Raw genomic sequence first — 16,570 nt, 5'->3', positions numbered from 1 at the left:
TTCACCGATATCGAAAACCCCTAAAGTGAAACTTCTTTACTTTACGGGAAAGATCTTCGTAGCGGGATAATCATATCATACATTCATGTATTTCCGCTAAACTCGCTCATAGTTTCCGTTATTAAAGCGGAAGTATGTCTACTTTTAACTAAAAAACGTTCCATATTCCGCTATTCATTATAGCAATATTACATGATCATGCATATAAAAGTTATTTGAACAAAAAACAAACCCCTTAATCAATTAAGGAGTTTGTTCTAAGTCAACAAATTCAGCAATCTTTTGGACAATACCTGGTTCAATTTGCTCTAATACAGAAGCTGCTTGTTCTAAAGCCGCATCATATTCATATTCACGGAATAATTGCTCTGCGTTATTTAAGCTTTTCGCCAACATTTCATCATCACTACGGTAACGATTACCATACTGAATCAATTTCTCTACTAAATATGCTTGTTCGATTAACTCTTGCGTTGCTTCGTAAACACCATTTACAATAGCTACCGCTTCTTCTAGTGTACGATTCACCGCACCCATATCAAGCGGCTTCAATTCTAGGTGTTCATACACACTTTGTATCGCCTGTTGTCCATTTTGCAGGTCAGCCATGATATGATTTGGCAACCCAGGTAAATTCGACTTTTGCATCATGCGCTTTGCTTCCATCATCGTATGACGCATTTCCCTTAACGCCTCACGCGCTTCAAACTCATCTTTACGCATCGTTTGCAACATGTCTTTGTACTCAGCATGAAGTACTTTTAATGTTTCACATTGCTCATAAATTTCTTCTAACTCTTCTCGAATCACAGAAAATGCGATATCTTGCTCTGCAATACGAAGTTGCAACACTTCAAAACGCTTCATTAAGATGTGCATCTGTTTTTCAATCACTTTTTGAGATTCAATATCTTTCTCCTGTAATTGATAGCTTTGCTTCACAAATTGTGTTTCTGCTTTCGTTTCCAGCGCTTGTTCTTGAATTGTTTCTAAATCTTCGTACACAGCTACCGTCTGCTGTTCAATATAATGTTTGGCTCTTACTTCTAATTCTAATTGTTCATATAATGTATCAAGATGCTCTTTTAAGATTTCTACTTTTTCTTGTGCTTCCACTACGTGTAAAGATTCTAAATCAGTAAGGCATGTTTGCAGTTGTTTGTTCATCTCTCTTACTTCTTTTGGGATTTCCAAATGATTTAATACATAGCCTTGTTTTTTCATATCGTCGTGACCTTGTGATAAATCTTCTAATTGCACTGGTAATGTCGTTTGACATTCTACTAAGAGCTCTGGTACTTCATGCACAATTACTTCCAAATGTGTTAGTCCTTCTTCTAAACTCCCCACAATTTCACGCGCTTTTAAGTAATCTCCATTTTGTGTTGCTTCTTCAAACGTTTGAAAATTCTTTGACTCTGCATCAAGTAGCCCTTCAATCTTCTTCTCGGCTGAGCCGAACATATGACGATGAGCAAGCACACTCTTTTTCAAATTGCGATATGTATCACGCAACTGCTCAATTTCTGAATTGTTTTTCTCATAGCTTTCCAACAATTCTTGCAGTTCATTTAAAATATTCATAATTCGATGATCCGCTTCATCTAAACTGCTAACGGATTCCTTAATTGTATGTTTTGCTTTTCGGAAGGAAAATTGCGCGGCAAATTTTTGAGCGTTTTCTAATTCTTTTTCAGCTTTCGGAAGAATATTAGCAACAATTTCATCCCATTCATCTCGCCATTTTCCAAATAGCTCTTCTGTTTGTCCGGTCATCTGTAACTCTTTCACCCGTTTCAGTTCATCCGCTACAGGCTTATCCTTAATCTCTTTCTTCCATTGCTCTAGTGCTTCGATATCTTTATATAAACGATTTCTCATCACAAGCTCTACGATAAGGAAGAGCAAGATAGCACTCACGATGATGACAACGATCGTTAAGATTGAATCCATTCAAAATGCCTCCTATTTATCTGTTTTTTTGTCCGTTCCGTTTTTTAAAATGGAAGGCGTTATGTAAAAAAAGGGAAATCCCCTGTATTTAACAACTTGCAATGTATTAATCATACCATGTAATTATATGTTTTTGGCCTAGTTTTTCGAAAAAATTCATGAAAGAATTTACTACTTCCAAGTCGATCCCGTATACACCTCTGACCCCTAATTATAATCATGAAAAGTCTGTATTTTATTTGCAAAAACCACCATTATCACATCATGGTTATACCACTATATAAGGATTAAAAAAGAAGATGCTGCTTCATGAAAAGCAAATAAAAACAGCTTATTCCCATACATATTGGTAACAAGCTGTTTTACGTTTTTTTATTTTCTTCATACATACGCCACTCTCGGCAGAGGATATTGTAAATGCGCTGTACAAAGTGCTTGCTCCATCCACTTCTCTACTTCCTTCATATACATTTCAATAAAAAAGATTTCTGACGGAAAGGAATGCAGCACTTCTGATATATACTGCGGATATAAATACGGCATACTGATCATTCCCTTTAACTGCGTCATAAACATCGTGAATGATACATTTTGAAATTCTTTGTTTTCTTGTCCTTGTCTAATGAGTTGTTCTATATAGTATCTCTCTTTTGAAAAGTAGACCGTCATAATTTCGCGAATTAGCGTGCTATCTAACGAAAGCTCTCTGTAGAAAAAACGAGTAAGTTCTCTTCGTTCGAATTGATATTGTAAAATATTTCTCACCATCTGAAATAATACTTCTTTTGCAGACAAAAAATTTCGCTGTTCAAATGTCATTTCAATAGTGCGTAAGTAGCCCTCTAAAAAGTCTGACACCAACTGTTCCAGTAATCCTTGTTTTCCGGCAAAATAATACGAGATATTCGCAGCATTGACATCTGCTTGTTTCGCTATATCACGCACTGATGTCCCATTATAGCCTTTCGCATAAAACAGTGAAATTGCCGCATCAATAATCTTCTGTCTCGCCTGTGTCACACAATCACTCCCTTTTAACAAGCAGTAAAAGCACGATTAATTCAACTCGATGTAAATTTCTTGACTTTTAAGACAAATTCCTTTATTTTTCTATCGACAAAGTCTTGCGAATTATAGCTTATTTTGCAATAAAGTGAAACTTTAATCAGTGGGGGGTTTCTTCATCCCCCACTGATTATCAGCCCTCACCAATCGGGCTTTTACGGGCAGTTTATCTCCCGCCTAACTTCTTAAGAAAAGCGGAAGCGGCTCGTTCAGAATCGCAGGACGCCCACGCCCCTGACAGAGAGGCGCTTTTTGCCTCGTCCGAGGGGGCGAAACGGCCGGAGATTCTAGCCGCTAGAGCTGGACAATGCTTTTGCTGAATTTTGAGGTGGGAGTATTACTGCCCACGAATAGCGGGATAAATTTACATTTACCTACAGAAAGGGCGGCGTTTCCATGTTTACAGCAGAAGGATATACAGGTACACGTGAAGAGCAATACAGGACAGTAATTAAACAACTCGATGCTTTATTAACAGGTGAGTCAAATGTAGTAGCTAACTTAGCAAATGCATCTGCTTTGCTCAATGTGTTTTTACAAGATATTAACTGGGTAGGCTTTTATGTAACAGAAGGAAATCAGCTTGTACTTGGTCCATTTCAAGGATTGCCAGCTTGTGTTCGTATTCCATTTGGCCGCGGTGTATGCGGCACAGCAGCAGAAACGAAAACAACACAACTTATCGCTGATGTTCACGAATTTCCTGGACATATCGCCTGCGATGCAGCCTCTAATTCAGAAATTGTTGTACCGCTTATCAAAAATGATGAAGTAATCGGCGTACTAGACATCGATAGTCCAAATAAAGGGCGCTTCGATGAAATCGATCAAACATATTTAGAGAAATTTGTCGCAACTTTATTAAAGCATATATAATGCAAAGGAGCTGACTTAAGGCCAGCTCCTTCTTAGTGCACTTGTGGTGTCGAACATCGTCGAGGGGTCTTTATATTGGCCGATATATTCTAAAAAACGGTCGATATATTGGTAGACAGCGTTTCTCTTAAGATAGAACCGTTTTTTCTTTTTGCAGCGCTTGCGCTAAATCCACTACAATATCTTCCCATGCCTCAAGCCCTGCAGATAAGCGTAATAAATTATCAGAAATCCCCATCTGCTCACGAACATGCTTTGGAATCACCGCATGTGTCATCGTTGCTGGGTGCTGAATTAACGTTTCCGTATCACCAAGACTCACTGCAATTGCAATTAATTTTAAGTTGTCCATTACAGCTTGCGCTTCCGCTTTTCCACCCTTTACTGTAAACGACAGCACACCGCCTCCGCGTTTCATTTGTTTATTTGCAAGCAGTCCTTCCGGATACCAAACATCTTCTACTAGTTCATGATTTCGGAGAAAAGCAGCAATTTTTTCCGCATTATCAGAATGGCGATCCATCCGCACTGCTAATGTTTTTAACCCTCGTAAAAGTAACCATGCATCAAACGGTGCCATAATCCCGCCAACATCTTTACGAATAGGACGAATTTTTTCGGCAAGCTCCTTTGTTTTACAAATTGTAACACCGGCTACAACATCACCATGACCGCCAATATATTTTGTCGCACTATGCAAAACAATATCGCAACCTATCGTAAGCGGTCTTTGTAAGTACGGTGAACAAAATGTATTATCAACAATAACGAGCAGTCCGTGCTGCTTAGCTACTTTGACAACAAGTTCTAAATCAATTAATTTCATCGTTGGATTAATCGGTGTTTCTACAAAAATGATTTTTGTATTCGGCCCAATACTACTTTCAATCTCCGCTTCTGTTTCCATTTCGCATAATGTATGCGAAATTGCAAATTTCTCTTCTAACACTTCTAAAAAACCATACGTACAACCGTATAAGCCATTCGAACAAACAATATGATCTCCCGCCTTTAAAAAAGCGAAAAGTGTTCCTGAAATAGCTGCCATACCAGAGCCAAACGCAAGTGCCGCTTCCCCTTCTTCTAAGGCTGCCATTCTTTCCTCAAATAACTCAACTGTCGGATTTCCAAGTCTAGAATAAATATATGCTGAATCATACCCAGCAAAGCTTGCTTCTCCTTGCTGCGCTGTTTCAAATGTATACGTAGATGTTTGAAATAACGGCGGCGTTAAACTTCCTTTATGCTGCGCTGCATCATACCCGTGATGAACTAATGTCGTTTCGATATGTTTCTTTTTCATACAAACATCCCCCTTATACCTCATCTTATGTAAGCGTTTTCTATCTGTTGCTATCCTTTCCATGTGCGTTCACAAAATTCCTTCTTGCACTTTTCCAAAATTTAAATGTATAAAATGAAATTTGATATTCTTGACTCCCTCCTAATAAACAGATATAATAGCCTTTGTGTAAAATAAAAAGGCAGCCTTGTAATGTGAGTTTATTGTTTGTATTTTGTTCCTCACGATGAGGTGTATCGTGTAACTCCCTGCTGCTGGAGCGAGGATACATGAAAATGAAATGCGCATAAATGTCAATTACGTCTGTTTTTATTTTACAAAAATAAAAACATTTAAAGGAGGAGTCATTCATGGCTCGTTATACAGGTCCATCTTGGAAACTTTCTCGTCGTCTTGGAATCTCTCTAAGCGGCACAGGTAAAGAATTAGAAAAACGCCCTTACGCACCAGGTCCACACGGCCCTAACCAACGTAAGAAACTTTCAGAATACGGTTTACAATTACAAGAAAAACAAAAACTTCGTCACATGTACGGCATGACTGAGCGTCAATTCCGTCGCACATTTGACCAAGCTGGTAAAATGATGGGTAAACACGGTGAAAACTTCATGATCCTTCTTGAAGCTCGCCTTGACAACCTAGTTTACCGCATGGGCTTAGCTCGCACTCGTCGCGCTGCTCGTCAATTAGTAAACCACGGTCACATCATGGTAGATGGCGCTCGCGTAGATATCCCATCTTACCGCGTTAAACCAGGCCAAACAATCAGCCTTCGCGAAAAATCTCAGAGCCTAGCTGTAGTTAAAGAAGCAGTTGAAGTTAACAACTTCGTACCTGAGTACTTAACTTTCGATGCTGACAAATTAGAAGCTACTTTCACTCGCACACCAGAGCGCGCTGAGTTAGCTGCTGAAATCAACGAAGCGTTAATCGTAGAGTTCTACTCTCGTTAATCTCGATGCTCTGCAAAGAGTAGTATTAAAAGCCTTAGAAATCTTGTTAAATCAAGGTTTCTGGGCTTTTTTTATTTATCATTAACAATGAAAAAGAATGTACCTGGGGCTAGTTTGGGGCATAAAAAATTATAAAAGGCTGGCGTGTGTATAGGAATGGGTAAGTGTAAACAGAATAATTAAATGAATTATGATATTTTAATGATCCTTATCATTCACTTCTTTTTTTCTCTGCTCCAATCTTCTTTTTTAAATTAACTCTCGTGTAGCTGGTATTAATGTTGCTAAAAAGCTTTCCAACTGTTTTTTTGTTGGTATTAGTTTTACTACATATCCATTTTCATCCCGAATGATCTGCCCTTTCTCCATCGTTTCTTGACTAATATTTGGTGGATTAACAATAACCTTATTCCCGTAGATATCTTTCATTTATTTTCCACTTACTTTTTTCGCTTCTTCAATTGGCGAATTATTTAATATTGTACGTTTTTCCGTTTCATAATAAGGTCATCACACTTTCATTTTGAATACGAACAAGTTTGCTTTGATTTATATTAAGGGGTACCGCCATACATCCATCAACTTAAGGATTTAGACTATTTTTGAAGTTAAAAGCACGTTACTATTCTCTTATGTTAAAAAGGGTGACGTGCTTTTTATGAATATGAACCAAAAACAAGAATTATCTTTATTTGCCGAAGAGTTATATCGATATATATTCTCTTTCTGCTTACTTTGAGCGCATTCGTATCCTTGATACTACAACCTTTCAAGTTCCAGAACGATTCGCATCAACATTTTTTTCAAAAAAAAGACTATACTCGAAAGTACTGAAAAAGTGATTACTTTGAAACAATAACACGCTTTTTATCAATATATTAAAAACAAAAAGGAGTCCACCTTCAGTATATAGTAGGTAATAGACTCCTTTTTCTTATGAAGTAAACTTTTCCAGTGACATCCTATACTATAAAATTTTTTATATGAAAATACTTTTATAAATAAACCAGAGAATATTATTCAAACTTCTTTAAGATAAACTTTTCAACTTCAACATAGCATTAAAATCTATTAATTGTTCTACAAATGCCTCCAAACGTTGTCTAATTCCTTCATCAATTAAATGGTATTCGTCATTGATTAACTGATAATCAGCATTACGCGTTGCGACTTGTATCGGTATAGCAATTCCTAAAAATCCCCTAGCAACAATTCGAAGATGGTCTAATGGTTGCACGTTTCGGATTCCACCACTATTGCACATTAGCCCTATAGGCTTATTAGATAATTGATCAAAATTCAGATGATCTAATGCGCTTTTTAAAACCCCTGAATAAGAATTATGATAATTAGGAGTACCCCATATAATAAAGTCTGCCTCTTCAGCCAATTTTATAAATTCAACCACTTTTTCATCTGGGTTAGCTTTTGGATTGTGATGATACTTTGGATCACATTCCGGAAGCTTATTTGTTTTCAAATCATAGAAAACCACACTACATCCTTTCTCCTTCAAGTATTTTTCTGTTTCTTTTAATAGAGAATATGTGTGTGAGGGAATAGCCAAACTACCTGAAATTATTAAAGCTTTCATATTTATCACTCCTTTTCTAACCTTTCAAAATAATAGATTCACCAACAATCTCATTTTTCTCCTTCTTATCAACAGAATGTTTCCACAATACAAAAAATAAGAAAGTAGAAAAAATAGAGAAAATCCCAAACATTATAAAGGATAATTTTAATGAAAATAATGATAAAATTCCGCCTACAATGAGATATGCAAAGGAATCTGCAACATTACCAATTGTAGATCTTAGTGCCATTACTTTCCCCATCATATGATTTGGAGTACTTAATTGTAGTAGGGTGGTAAATGTTGTTCCACTAATTACATAGCTAATCCCAAATAATACAGCAATAACTATTAACATCCAATACGAGTGAGCAAAAACTAGTAGTAAAAATACAATTCCCCTGAGAGCATAGCCAGAGAATATCCAGTAGGAATGATTCTTCACCTTTATTTTTGTAAACACAATTGAAACAATTGCCGAAGAAAAAGTTATGGTCGATATAAAGAACCCAAAGAGACTATCTACATCTTCTAAATTAATACTTTTTAATATTTTTGGAATACCTAATTGTATAATTCCAGCCCCTATTAATAGTTGTGTAGCAAAGGCTGTTAACATAATAGCCACATCACGATTATTAATTGTTACAAATTTTATCCCATTAAAAGCATCCGTTAAAATTGAAGGCTTTGCAAATTTATCTTTACCCTCTTTATAATTAGGAAATTCTATTGATACCACACATAATGCTGAAACAAAGTACGTCATAGCATCAATGATTAACAATTGAGCAGGTGTTAAGTTAAATATTAATAACATTCCACCCAAAGCTGGTCCTAACATAAGGCTTAAGTTATTTGTAAAGTTCATATAGGAGTTAATTTTGTTCAATTCTTTTTTATCATTAATCAGTAAAGGGACACTCGCTTGATTTGCTGGAAAAAAGAACGCTCTAAAAATAGTCATAAAAAACCCTACAATTACTACGTATTCCAAGCTTAAATAATTAAAATATTCCATAACGGGAAGAGTTAAAATTATAATGCCTCTTACAAGATCACAAGTCACCATTAATTTCTTTCTATCAACCCTATCTGCAATTACTCCTCCTAAAATTCCTAGAAAAAAATACGGAACAGTTGTAGCAAACAATACTGTACCTGCACCAAAAACACTATCACTAAGTTTTAAAGACATTAAGGTCAATGCTAACGCATATATTGAGGTCCCAAAAATAGAAGTAGTATGTGCTAACCATAAAAGTGTTAAATTGCGATTCATTCATTCGCCCCCTCTTTTTCAAATGTAATGTAATTAAACGGTTCTTCTAATATTTCCAACACATATTCTCTTAAGCTCAAAGAATTAAATTCAAAACTTCCGGTATAGTACATACAGCGATCTGTATCTCTTAACATTTGATGTAAAGAATAGTATCTAGATCTATTATTAGCAATCCAATATTTCTGAAACCATGCTTCAACTTCATCGGCATAATTATATATTTGTTCTAGCCATTCTTTAATACTTTTATAAAAATCTACTCTACGATCTTCTTTACATTGACTTGCCCAGTATATATAGGTTTGCCTATCATCTAAAAACAAACTCTGAATAAAATGATAAGATACTCTATTTTTACGTAGAATTGATAAAAGTGTAGGAAAAGGTGCGCCTAAACCAAAAGCAGCTTCTTGTAATGCAAGGGATTGTATTCCTTTTTTCGGCAACTTTATTATTAGACCCGCTCCGTTGAGCTTCCCCTTTATAAATTGTTTATCACCTGATTCGAACAAAAATTCCGACTTAAAATCACTTTGAAAAAGCGGCGGAACTATTTTCTTTATTCTATTTATATCCTCTTGTTTTATATTGGAAGGAGCAATAATTGTAATTCCCTTACACACCCCCACCTCTTTTTCCTCTATATTGTTAATTAAACGGAACATCTTCCATTTAATATATTTTTCCACATTATTATAAAATTTTTTCTCTAAATCTACTTCATTCAATTGTTCAATTTTTATGAATGAATTATGATTTAATAAGAATTTTATAGCATTTTTTATATTTGAAAAGGCATAATGAATTATCGTATCTAAACCTTCATAACGTATATTCTCTATATACATTCCATCCATCATATAATTCCTAACATCATAACTCGTCATCAAACGTGTACTACTCTGACAATCATATCGAATCAAAACATGAAATCTCCTTGTCAATGGTGAAGTCGAGAGTATACAATAGCGATTGGAATCCTGAAACAATGTCACATTAACCTCTTCTCTACTATCCTTACTTTTAATTATCTCTTTTTCCATATTCTGATGTTTTTTTTCTTGATAATCTAAATCGTTATTAACAATTTCTTTTCTGTGTATGTTCACATTTTTATTTTCACTGGACAATACTAATCCATTTTCTATTCTTAGATTTCCAACTAACTTACATTGTAGCTTTCTTATTTCTTTTAGTTTCATATTATTTTCTGTTAAATTTAACATATTAAACTTACTAAATCGTAGCCTTAGATCTTCACTACTTCTCATTTTAAATAAATTGAGGTCCATCCTTGCTTTTAGTAACTCTCGTTCAGTTATTGGTACTTTCATAATGTCTATTGCTAACGCAATACGATTTAAATCGTACTCCGCCGTATCTATTGTTAATAACCCTGCTTTTTCATAGATATTCATTCTAAAAAACAAAGTTTTTGTTATCGTAATAGCTTTCAACCTTCTCTTCAAAATATTATTTAATATAAAAACTTCTTGCTCATTCAAAGTATTATATCCAGGTAGTATCCATCCCACCCCAAGAAAGTTATTAAGCCCCCCTTCAATATACACCTCGCCTTTACTATAAAATTTAGGAGGATGGATACTAGAATTTAAATCTTTATTAACATCATAAAAACTATTTACTATCTTTGATTGCAAATCTTTCTTTTCCCATGGACCGATTATATACAGTTCAGGTATACATTCATAATATCTCATACCATCTTCCAAATCCTGCAAACTAATATCATTGACTTCTGCTTCATTCCCAATAATGGAATTAGCATAGTCATGTTCTCCAAAAAGACTAGACTGTACTTGTTCTAATATTTCATACCTTTCATCTAACTTTTTTTGAGCAATTTCTCGAATTATTATCTCTTTTTCTTTTTCCATCGAGAACCTATCTATAGAAAAGTTCCTCATAACATCTAAAATAGAAGAAATAATACTTATATTTTCTTCTTCTACTATTGTCCAATATAACGTTGAATCCCGACTTGTTTTTGCCTCAAATGTTTGAGCGTGACATGAGGATTGTTTTTGTGATATTAAATGCTCTAAAAAATGTGCTACTCCAACTTTTAATCCAGTTGTAGCTGATCCTATAGGGTATTTTAAGCCTAGAATCCCTAAACTTATTCCACTTATTGTTTGAACCTTTATATTTCTATACATAATTAGATTCCTTTTCGACATAATTAATATGAAAATCATTTAAATAATTCAAGGAATCTTTCATATCAAATACAGGTGTATAATTATATTTATTCTTAGCTTTTTCAATACATAGAGGACTTCGTTTTAATTCTGCCCCGCTTTTAAAAACACCATTATATTCTAATTTATTTCCTGAAAATCTCTTCAATAAATCGAGCATATCATTTGGTTCAATCAATTTCCCTGTCCCAATATTAATAACATCGTACTTAATATCCCGATTTAATAATGTAACAATGAAACGACTTAAGTCTCTAACATCTAAATATTCCCTTTCTGTTAATAAAAACTTTGGGACTTTAAAATCTTTATTTATCTCTAAAAATATTTTTCTAAATTGCTTACTCATCCAATTACCACTTTTTTCTGCTGTTGGTCCAATGACTCCAGCTGGTCGCAATATTACGACTTCTCGTCCATTTTCTGAGAGCTGTTTTAATAATTGTTCATTATACAACTTTACCATCCCATACGGTGAACGGGGAGCTGGTTCTATATCTTCTCTATTTAGGGAAGACCCTCCATAGACAGCAAAACTACTAATATAAATTATTTTTTTCACAACATATTTTCGCACACCTGATGATATCGCCATAACTAAGTTAGATTCATTTATCATCGATTTAGTTATACTGTTTTGAAAACTCGGCATCATAGAGCCAGCTGCTATAATTAATGTATCTATATTAAATTTTTCTAAATATATATCTAAATCTCCCCAACCACCAATGAATCTATTAAAAATTTCATCCTCTTCAACGCCACTTATATGTTGAATATAGGATATCTCTGGATTGTAGCCTAAAATATAAACATTTTTCTCAGTTCGCTTTATTTCTTTGGCAATATGGCTTCCGATCATACCGCTACCAATAATTAATACAGGCATTGTAGTCAACTCCTTTGAACTACTTTGTAACACTTAATTATTTTTTTCACAGCCTTAAAGAACACTGCATCAGATACTCCCACATTAATTCGAGATAAATATTTTCCTTGGCTTCCAAATTCTTCACATGGCATAATTAATACATTTTCTTGCTCAAAACATAAATCCCTAAACTCTCTTGATGTAATATGTAAACTTGAAGTATCAATACATATATATATACCACCAGCTGGTCTATAAAAAGGGATGCTTTCTCTCAATAGTTCTTCACACCCTTTGTTTAACCTTTGCGAAACTTCCTGTGATACCTCACTAGGAAACAAAGGATAATTTTCTAAAAAAAACTTAGTAATATCTTGACTAATCCATGGAACAGACATACTCGTTCCCCATTGTAATTCTGTTAATTCTTTCATTTGAGAGATTGGCCCTAAGATAAAACCTATCCTTAGACCCGATAATAAAAAAGATTTTGAAAAACTATAAATATATAATGTTCTATCTGGTATATAATTATACGGACTTACAATTTCCTCATTGTATGCAAAATCTTTGTATACTTCATCAGTGATACACCAGGCATCATATTTTTCAACTAGATCACAAAATTCTTTTACTACTTTAGCAGGGGCAATAATACCTAATGGATTATTAGGATTATTCCAAACAACACATTTTATTCCTTGTTGTAAACTCTCCTCAATACTTTTCAATGTATCTTCCCACGAATTCCCTTTCCCTACTTCATAGGATGAAATACGGATTCCCAGATTACTAATTGATTTTTTATACAAAGGAAAACCTGGATTTGGTATAGCAATTCCTGACTTTCCTATTAATCTATAACTTAGCATTAACCCCATCGTAGAGCCCACTGTTATTAAAATCTGTTCTGGTGAAATCTGTATATCCAAGCTTGGCTGAAGCCATTTACTAATCGTTTTTTTTAAACCTTCGATACCTTGTGGAGCTTGATACCCCTTCCAATTTTTCAATAATGAAACCGCACCAAATTCTCTTACAGACGCCGGTGGAAACATTGGAATATCTCCTAAAGCGACATTAATTACCTCTTCCTTTAAATCTACACTCATTCTTATCCCCCTTTCTATTATTTTTATATACAATCAAACATTAGAAACTTTACATAAATTAACTCCGCAGCTATCAATCGGTAAATCTATATTAAATTCAATTTTTTTATCTATATTTAAAAAGAATTTATACTCTTCAAAATCAGACATAAATTTTTCAACACACACATCATGTGCTAATACAATTGCATTATTGCTCAATTTAGGCTGCCATGTTTTTAACAAATTAGTGTATTCCCTTTTAGAACCATTTAGCTCCACATCTATAAATAATAAATCGACGCTATCATCTTTAATTAATTCAACTCCATCAAATGCATCCTTGCATTCTATCCTTACGTCAACTTTATTTTTCAAAAACATCAAATTTTCCCTAGCAGCCATACAGGCGTTTGAATTAATATCAAATCCTGTTATAGTGGTAAGACTTTTATGTAACATTCCTGCCCCTAACCATAATTGTGCATATCCATAATAACTTCCTAGTACTACGACATTCTTTATATTTCTACTTGACGTTATAGCATATAAAAATCTTTCCATTATCGGTGTAATAGTAGTACTAGGTAAATCAATATTGTTTTTTATTGTTTTTTTTATATCATGAAACGACTGCTCATCAAATTTAGTATCGTCCTGTACAATCTTTTCTTTTACTAACCAGTTAATTAAATGTTCGACACTTTTATTTCTCTTTAAGATGCTCATTTACTTGCTCCTTCACCTCATGAATTTCCCTAAAACCTTACCGAACTTATATATTTTGGAAGATATATCTTTCTTTTCTTCATAACTCATCTTCTTTAGATTTCCTATAATAAATTCTTTTTCTACTACAGTAGCACCTAAAGAATGAAATACTTCTTTTAATTGTTTAGCACCATGTACTGCATCTTCATAACTCGCTCCTGTAATTAATAAAAATACTGTTTTTCCTTTTAAAGGCTTAAATTCATCTTGATAATCATATAATGGTCCTGCATAAAGATTTATAGCATTAATTATGCCACCAGCCACACTACGCCAATAGGCTGGTGCAGCAACTACAATATAATCATTATCATTAATGGAGTTATACATTGCATTTACTCCAGCATGATTGTATTCCAGAGGCTTTCTACCATCATAAAACGGTAAATCTAGATCCCTAATATCAATATAGTCCACACGATTTTTGCTCTCTTCTTCAAAACCTCGACGAATTAATTTCAAAAACTCCCTAGTCGCAGATTTAATATTTAGTTCGGGTGCGGGTTTTAAGCTACCACAAATTAATAATGTACGATTCATTTCATACCTCCTATATAATTCGAAAAATTATGAAATAAGATATTCATTCATATCAATATTTGGAGTATCTTCTAAATCAATAGACGGATGATATGAAGACAACTTAGTTTTCGGTTTAGTTAATGTTGAATTGTTAATGTTATAGATTAAAGATGATATATTTTCTACATTAAGCTGTTTGAAAATCTCTTCCATAGAACAACAATTTTTAATTTCAAATAAAATATGTTCCAACGACTTACCAGACTTTTCGATTCCATCATATGCTAGAACATACCCAACCATATGATCCTTTAAATTCTGCCATTCACACATTTCAATAGCTAAGAACAATGCTTTCGAAAATACTTCCGCAGACTCTTTATACATTCTTTCTTCTAGTAATACACAACCTAATCCATAATAAATTCTTTCTAAATTAAATCTATCTTTATTACCTTTAGCAATTTCAACTGCTACATTAAGATTCTCTAGTGCAAAAGATATATTTCTAGCTTTCCATGCTAGCATTCCAAGACGATAATAATAAGCTGCACTCAAAGTCGCTTTATTGTTGTATTTTTCAAAAAATTTACCGAACTCTTTATGCCATAAATTCATTGCTAGTTTATAATCTTTTTTGATTTCTAATAAAAAAGTTATATTAGAAATCAAGTTAAATCTTAAATAAGCTGGACCTATTCCTTTTTCATTTTTTATTATTTCTAAAGCTTTTAACTCTCTTTCTAATACCTGTACAAAAATTGTATTTTTTTCTTCTTCCGTATTATTTCTATTCTCCACTACATTAAGAAAACTTAACCCATTATAAATCCAACTTTTTTCCAATTTACTTTGTGAATTTTCTTCATTCTCTACATATTTCATTCCTTTGTTGTAATGAGAGTGAGCAAGATCAAATTTATAAAGTCTTTTTGTTGCTAATAAAGCACTTAAATATTCTAAGTGTGCTTTCGTCTCCTTGTCATGAGTGGCTACTATTGCTTTTTGTAGCGCTTTATATGATTTCTCTATCATCCCTAAGTTAGCATGTACCAATCCTAATATTCTAAATACTTCCTCTTCCTTACCTGATAAAAGTTGAGCATAACATGCCACATAAGCACTTTCATAATTTTGCGTGACTAGTGCTAAAGCTGCATTTCCTAAAAGATTGTCTTCAAATAAGGTATAATCTACATTTTGATAAGAAGTAACATCGTGAGTAATCCGTATCACTTTAGGGTTTAAATCCAATAGCACTTTACTGAATATTTTATATCTTGCTAAGCTGATACAAGCTCTAATATCATCATATTCAACCTTGTCCTCTTCCACATTATTTACAAATTCCGCAAAAGCCCATAATATAGAGAGAGAATTTCTATTAGATATCTTACATAGTCTATATAATATTCTTATTGAAGCTCTATCTAACCATTCTGCTTCATTAACTATAATAGCTACTTTTTTATTTTTTTTATGGTATACAGATTCAAATAAATTGGATATCTCCACGCACAAATTATCGATTAATCTCATAGCCGCTTTCGATTCACGACTTATCCGACGAATAATACTATACAGAACAGAATCTGCAGATATATCTGTATTCTTCCAATTCTCCTCCAATTCTTTATAGCTATTCTCAACTTGTTTAGTTTCTATAGGAAATTCTTCATAAAACTCTTCAATTATTTTTTTCATAATATTCTCTATTCCCTGATATGATCCAAGAGAATGATTTTTAATTTCAGTTGAAATTATATACATATCATCATGGTTATTGTTAGGATTTTCGAAATTTTTATCAATTATCCATAAAAATTCACTTTCTTTTAATAAATTGATATAATCTAATTGTTTTGTATTATTAGCCATATTTTCCTCCTGTATATTTATGGCAGAAGAGTTGCAGCTCCCCTGCCATATGTATATTAAATTAACATTGATAAATTCATTCTCTTTTTTACCACTCTGCTACTACCAATGCTGCTTCAATTTCATCTTCTGTTGTTGTGTTTTCATTTAGTTCTAGCTCTTCTAATGATTTTAATAATTCCTTTGGAATTTCACGGCTCATTT

General features: G+C 33.6%; 14 protein-coding genes. 2 read left to right on the top strand and 12 right to left on the bottom strand.

From position 1 onward, the window contains the following. Window positions 1–243: 243 nt before the first annotated feature. Together ezrA and refZ are read right to left on the bottom strand one after the other, a co-directional pair. Window positions 244–1,953 (bottom strand): septation ring formation regulator EzrA, encoded by a 1,710-nt coding sequence (gene ezrA / locus MR076_RS08445; RefSeq protein WP_242219621.1) that lies wholly within the window; start codon window positions 1,951–1,953, stop codon window positions 244–246. A 381-nt stretch (window positions 1,954–2,334) separates the two neighbouring features. Further along, window positions 2,335–2,973: a forespore capture DNA-binding protein RefZ gene (gene refZ, locus MR076_RS08440; RefSeq protein WP_242219619.1), complete on the bottom strand. Its 639-nt coding sequence runs from the start codon at window positions 2,971–2,973 to the stop codon at window positions 2,335–2,337. A gap of 441 nt (window positions 2,974–3,414) precedes the next feature. On the opposite strand from refZ, the gene MR076_RS08435 reads away from it, so the two are divergent. Then, window positions 3,415–3,894, top strand: coding sequence for a GAF domain-containing protein (locus tag MR076_RS08435; RefSeq protein ID WP_242219616.1), 480 nt, complete (start codon window positions 3,415–3,417; stop codon window positions 3,892–3,894). A gap of 127 nt (window positions 3,895–4,021) precedes the next feature. Here the strand turns inward: MR076_RS08435 and megL are convergent, their stop codons facing one another. Continuing rightward, window positions 4,022–5,197 carry a methionine gamma-lyase gene (megL, locus tag MR076_RS08430; RefSeq protein WP_242219614.1) on the bottom strand — a complete coding sequence of 392 codons (1,176 nt, stop codon included), beginning with the start codon at window positions 5,195–5,197 and terminating at the stop codon, window positions 4,022–4,024. A 350-nt stretch (window positions 5,198–5,547) separates the two neighbouring features. Between megL and rpsD the strand changes: the two genes are divergently transcribed. Then, a complete protein-coding gene (gene rpsD / locus MR076_RS08425) occupies window positions 5,548–6,150 on the top strand; it encodes a 30S ribosomal protein S4 (protein ID WP_242219612.1) in 603 nt (200 codons plus the stop codon). Window positions 6,151–6,399: 249 nt separating this feature from the next. Here the strand turns inward: rpsD and MR076_RS08420 are convergent, their stop codons facing one another. The 9 genes from MR076_RS08420 to MR076_RS08380 form a co-directional block, all read right to left on the bottom strand. After that, complete coding sequence (locus MR076_RS08420) at window positions 6,400–6,579, bottom strand: hypothetical protein (RefSeq protein ID WP_242219998.1); 180 nt, start codon at window positions 6,577–6,579, stop codon at window positions 6,400–6,402. Between the two features lie 601 nt (window positions 6,580–7,180). Beyond that, window positions 7,181–7,744: an NADPH-dependent FMN reductase gene (locus MR076_RS08415; protein ID WP_242219610.1), complete on the bottom strand. Its 564-nt coding sequence runs from the start codon at window positions 7,742–7,744 to the stop codon at window positions 7,181–7,183. A 16-nt stretch (window positions 7,745–7,760) separates the two neighbouring features. Next, window positions 7,761–9,008 (bottom strand): MFS transporter, encoded by a 1,248-nt coding sequence (locus MR076_RS08410; protein ID WP_242219608.1) that lies wholly within the window; start codon window positions 9,006–9,008, stop codon window positions 7,761–7,763. Then, window positions 9,005–11,191, bottom strand: a complete 2,187-nt coding sequence (locus MR076_RS08405; RefSeq protein ID WP_242219605.1) for an insulinase family protein — start codon at window positions 11,189–11,191, stop codon at window positions 9,005–9,007. Before MR076_RS08405 ends, MR076_RS08410 begins: the two co-directional genes overlap by 4 nt. Continuing rightward, window positions 11,184–12,122: an NAD-dependent epimerase/dehydratase family protein gene (locus MR076_RS08400; protein WP_242219604.1), complete on the bottom strand. Its 939-nt coding sequence runs from the start codon at window positions 12,120–12,122 to the stop codon at window positions 11,184–11,186. The genes MR076_RS08405 and MR076_RS08400 overlap by 8 nt, the downstream gene beginning before the upstream one ends. Window positions 12,123–12,127: 5 nt before the next feature. Beyond that, complete coding sequence (locus tag MR076_RS08395; RefSeq protein WP_242219602.1) at window positions 12,128–13,216, bottom strand: pyridoxal phosphate-dependent aminotransferase; 1,089 nt, start codon at window positions 13,214–13,216, stop codon at window positions 12,128–12,130. A 33-nt stretch (window positions 13,217–13,249) separates the two neighbouring features. Continuing rightward, window positions 13,250–13,924 (bottom strand): O-methyltransferase, encoded by a 675-nt coding sequence (locus MR076_RS08390; RefSeq protein ID WP_242219600.1) that lies wholly within the window; start codon window positions 13,922–13,924, stop codon window positions 13,250–13,252. A 12-nt stretch (window positions 13,925–13,936) separates the two neighbouring features. Then, window positions 13,937–14,506, bottom strand: coding sequence for an NAD(P)H-dependent oxidoreductase (locus MR076_RS08385; RefSeq protein WP_242219598.1), 570 nt, complete (start codon window positions 14,504–14,506; stop codon window positions 13,937–13,939). Between the two features lie 27 nt (window positions 14,507–14,533). Then, entirely contained in the window at window positions 14,534–16,366 is a 1,833-nt protein-coding gene (locus MR076_RS08380) for a hypothetical protein (protein ID WP_242219596.1), read from the bottom strand. Window positions 16,367–16,570 lie beyond the last annotated feature (204 nt).

This window comes from Bacillus cereus group sp. BfR-BA-01380 (assembly GCF_022663535.1).
GTDB classification, from domain to species: domain Bacteria; phylum Bacillota; class Bacilli; order Bacillales; family Bacillaceae_G; genus Bacillus_A; species Bacillus_A cereus_BB.
This window is presented reverse-complemented; position numbering and strand designations above follow the sequence as displayed.

Coding starts and splice junctions, on each gene's coding strand:
- ezrA (WP_242219621.1), bottom strand. CDS start 1,953: ATGGATTCAATCTTAACGATCGTTGTCATCATCGTGAGTGCTATCTTG.
- MR076_RS08435 (WP_242219616.1), top strand. CDS start 3,415: ATGTTTACAGCAGAAGGATATACAGGTACACGTGAAGAGCAATACAGG.
- megL (WP_242219614.1), bottom strand. CDS start 5,197: ATGAAAAAGAAACATATCGAAACGACATTAGTTCATCACGGGTATGAT.
- rpsD (WP_242219612.1), top strand. CDS start 5,548: ATGGCTCGTTATACAGGTCCATCTTGGAAACTTTCTCGTCGTCTTGGA.
- MR076_RS08420 (WP_242219998.1), bottom strand. CDS start 6,579: ATGAAAGATATCTACGGGAATAAGGTTATTGTTAATCCACCAAATATT.
- MR076_RS08415 (WP_242219610.1), bottom strand. CDS start 7,744: ATGAAAGCTTTAATAATTTCAGGTAGTTTGGCTATTCCCTCACACACA.
- MR076_RS08410 (WP_242219608.1), bottom strand. CDS start 9,008: ATGAATCGCAATTTAACACTTTTATGGTTAGCACATACTACTTCTATT.
- MR076_RS08405 (WP_242219605.1), bottom strand. CDS start 11,191: ATGTATAGAAATATAAAGGTTCAAACAATAAGTGGAATAAGTTTAGGG.
- MR076_RS08400 (WP_242219604.1), bottom strand. CDS start 12,122: ATGCCTGTATTAATTATTGGTAGCGGTATGATCGGAAGCCATATTGCC.
- MR076_RS08395 (WP_242219602.1), bottom strand. CDS start 13,216: ATGAGTGTAGATTTAAAGGAAGAGGTAATTAATGTCGCTTTAGGAGAT.
- MR076_RS08390 (WP_242219600.1), bottom strand. CDS start 13,924: ATGAGCATCTTAAAGAGAAATAAAAGTGTCGAACATTTAATTAACTGG.
- MR076_RS08385 (WP_242219598.1), bottom strand. CDS start 14,506: ATGAATCGTACATTATTAATTTGTGGTAGCTTAAAACCCGCACCCGAA.
- MR076_RS08380 (WP_242219596.1), bottom strand. CDS start 16,366: ATGGCTAATAATACAAAACAATTAGATTATATCAATTTATTAAAAGAA.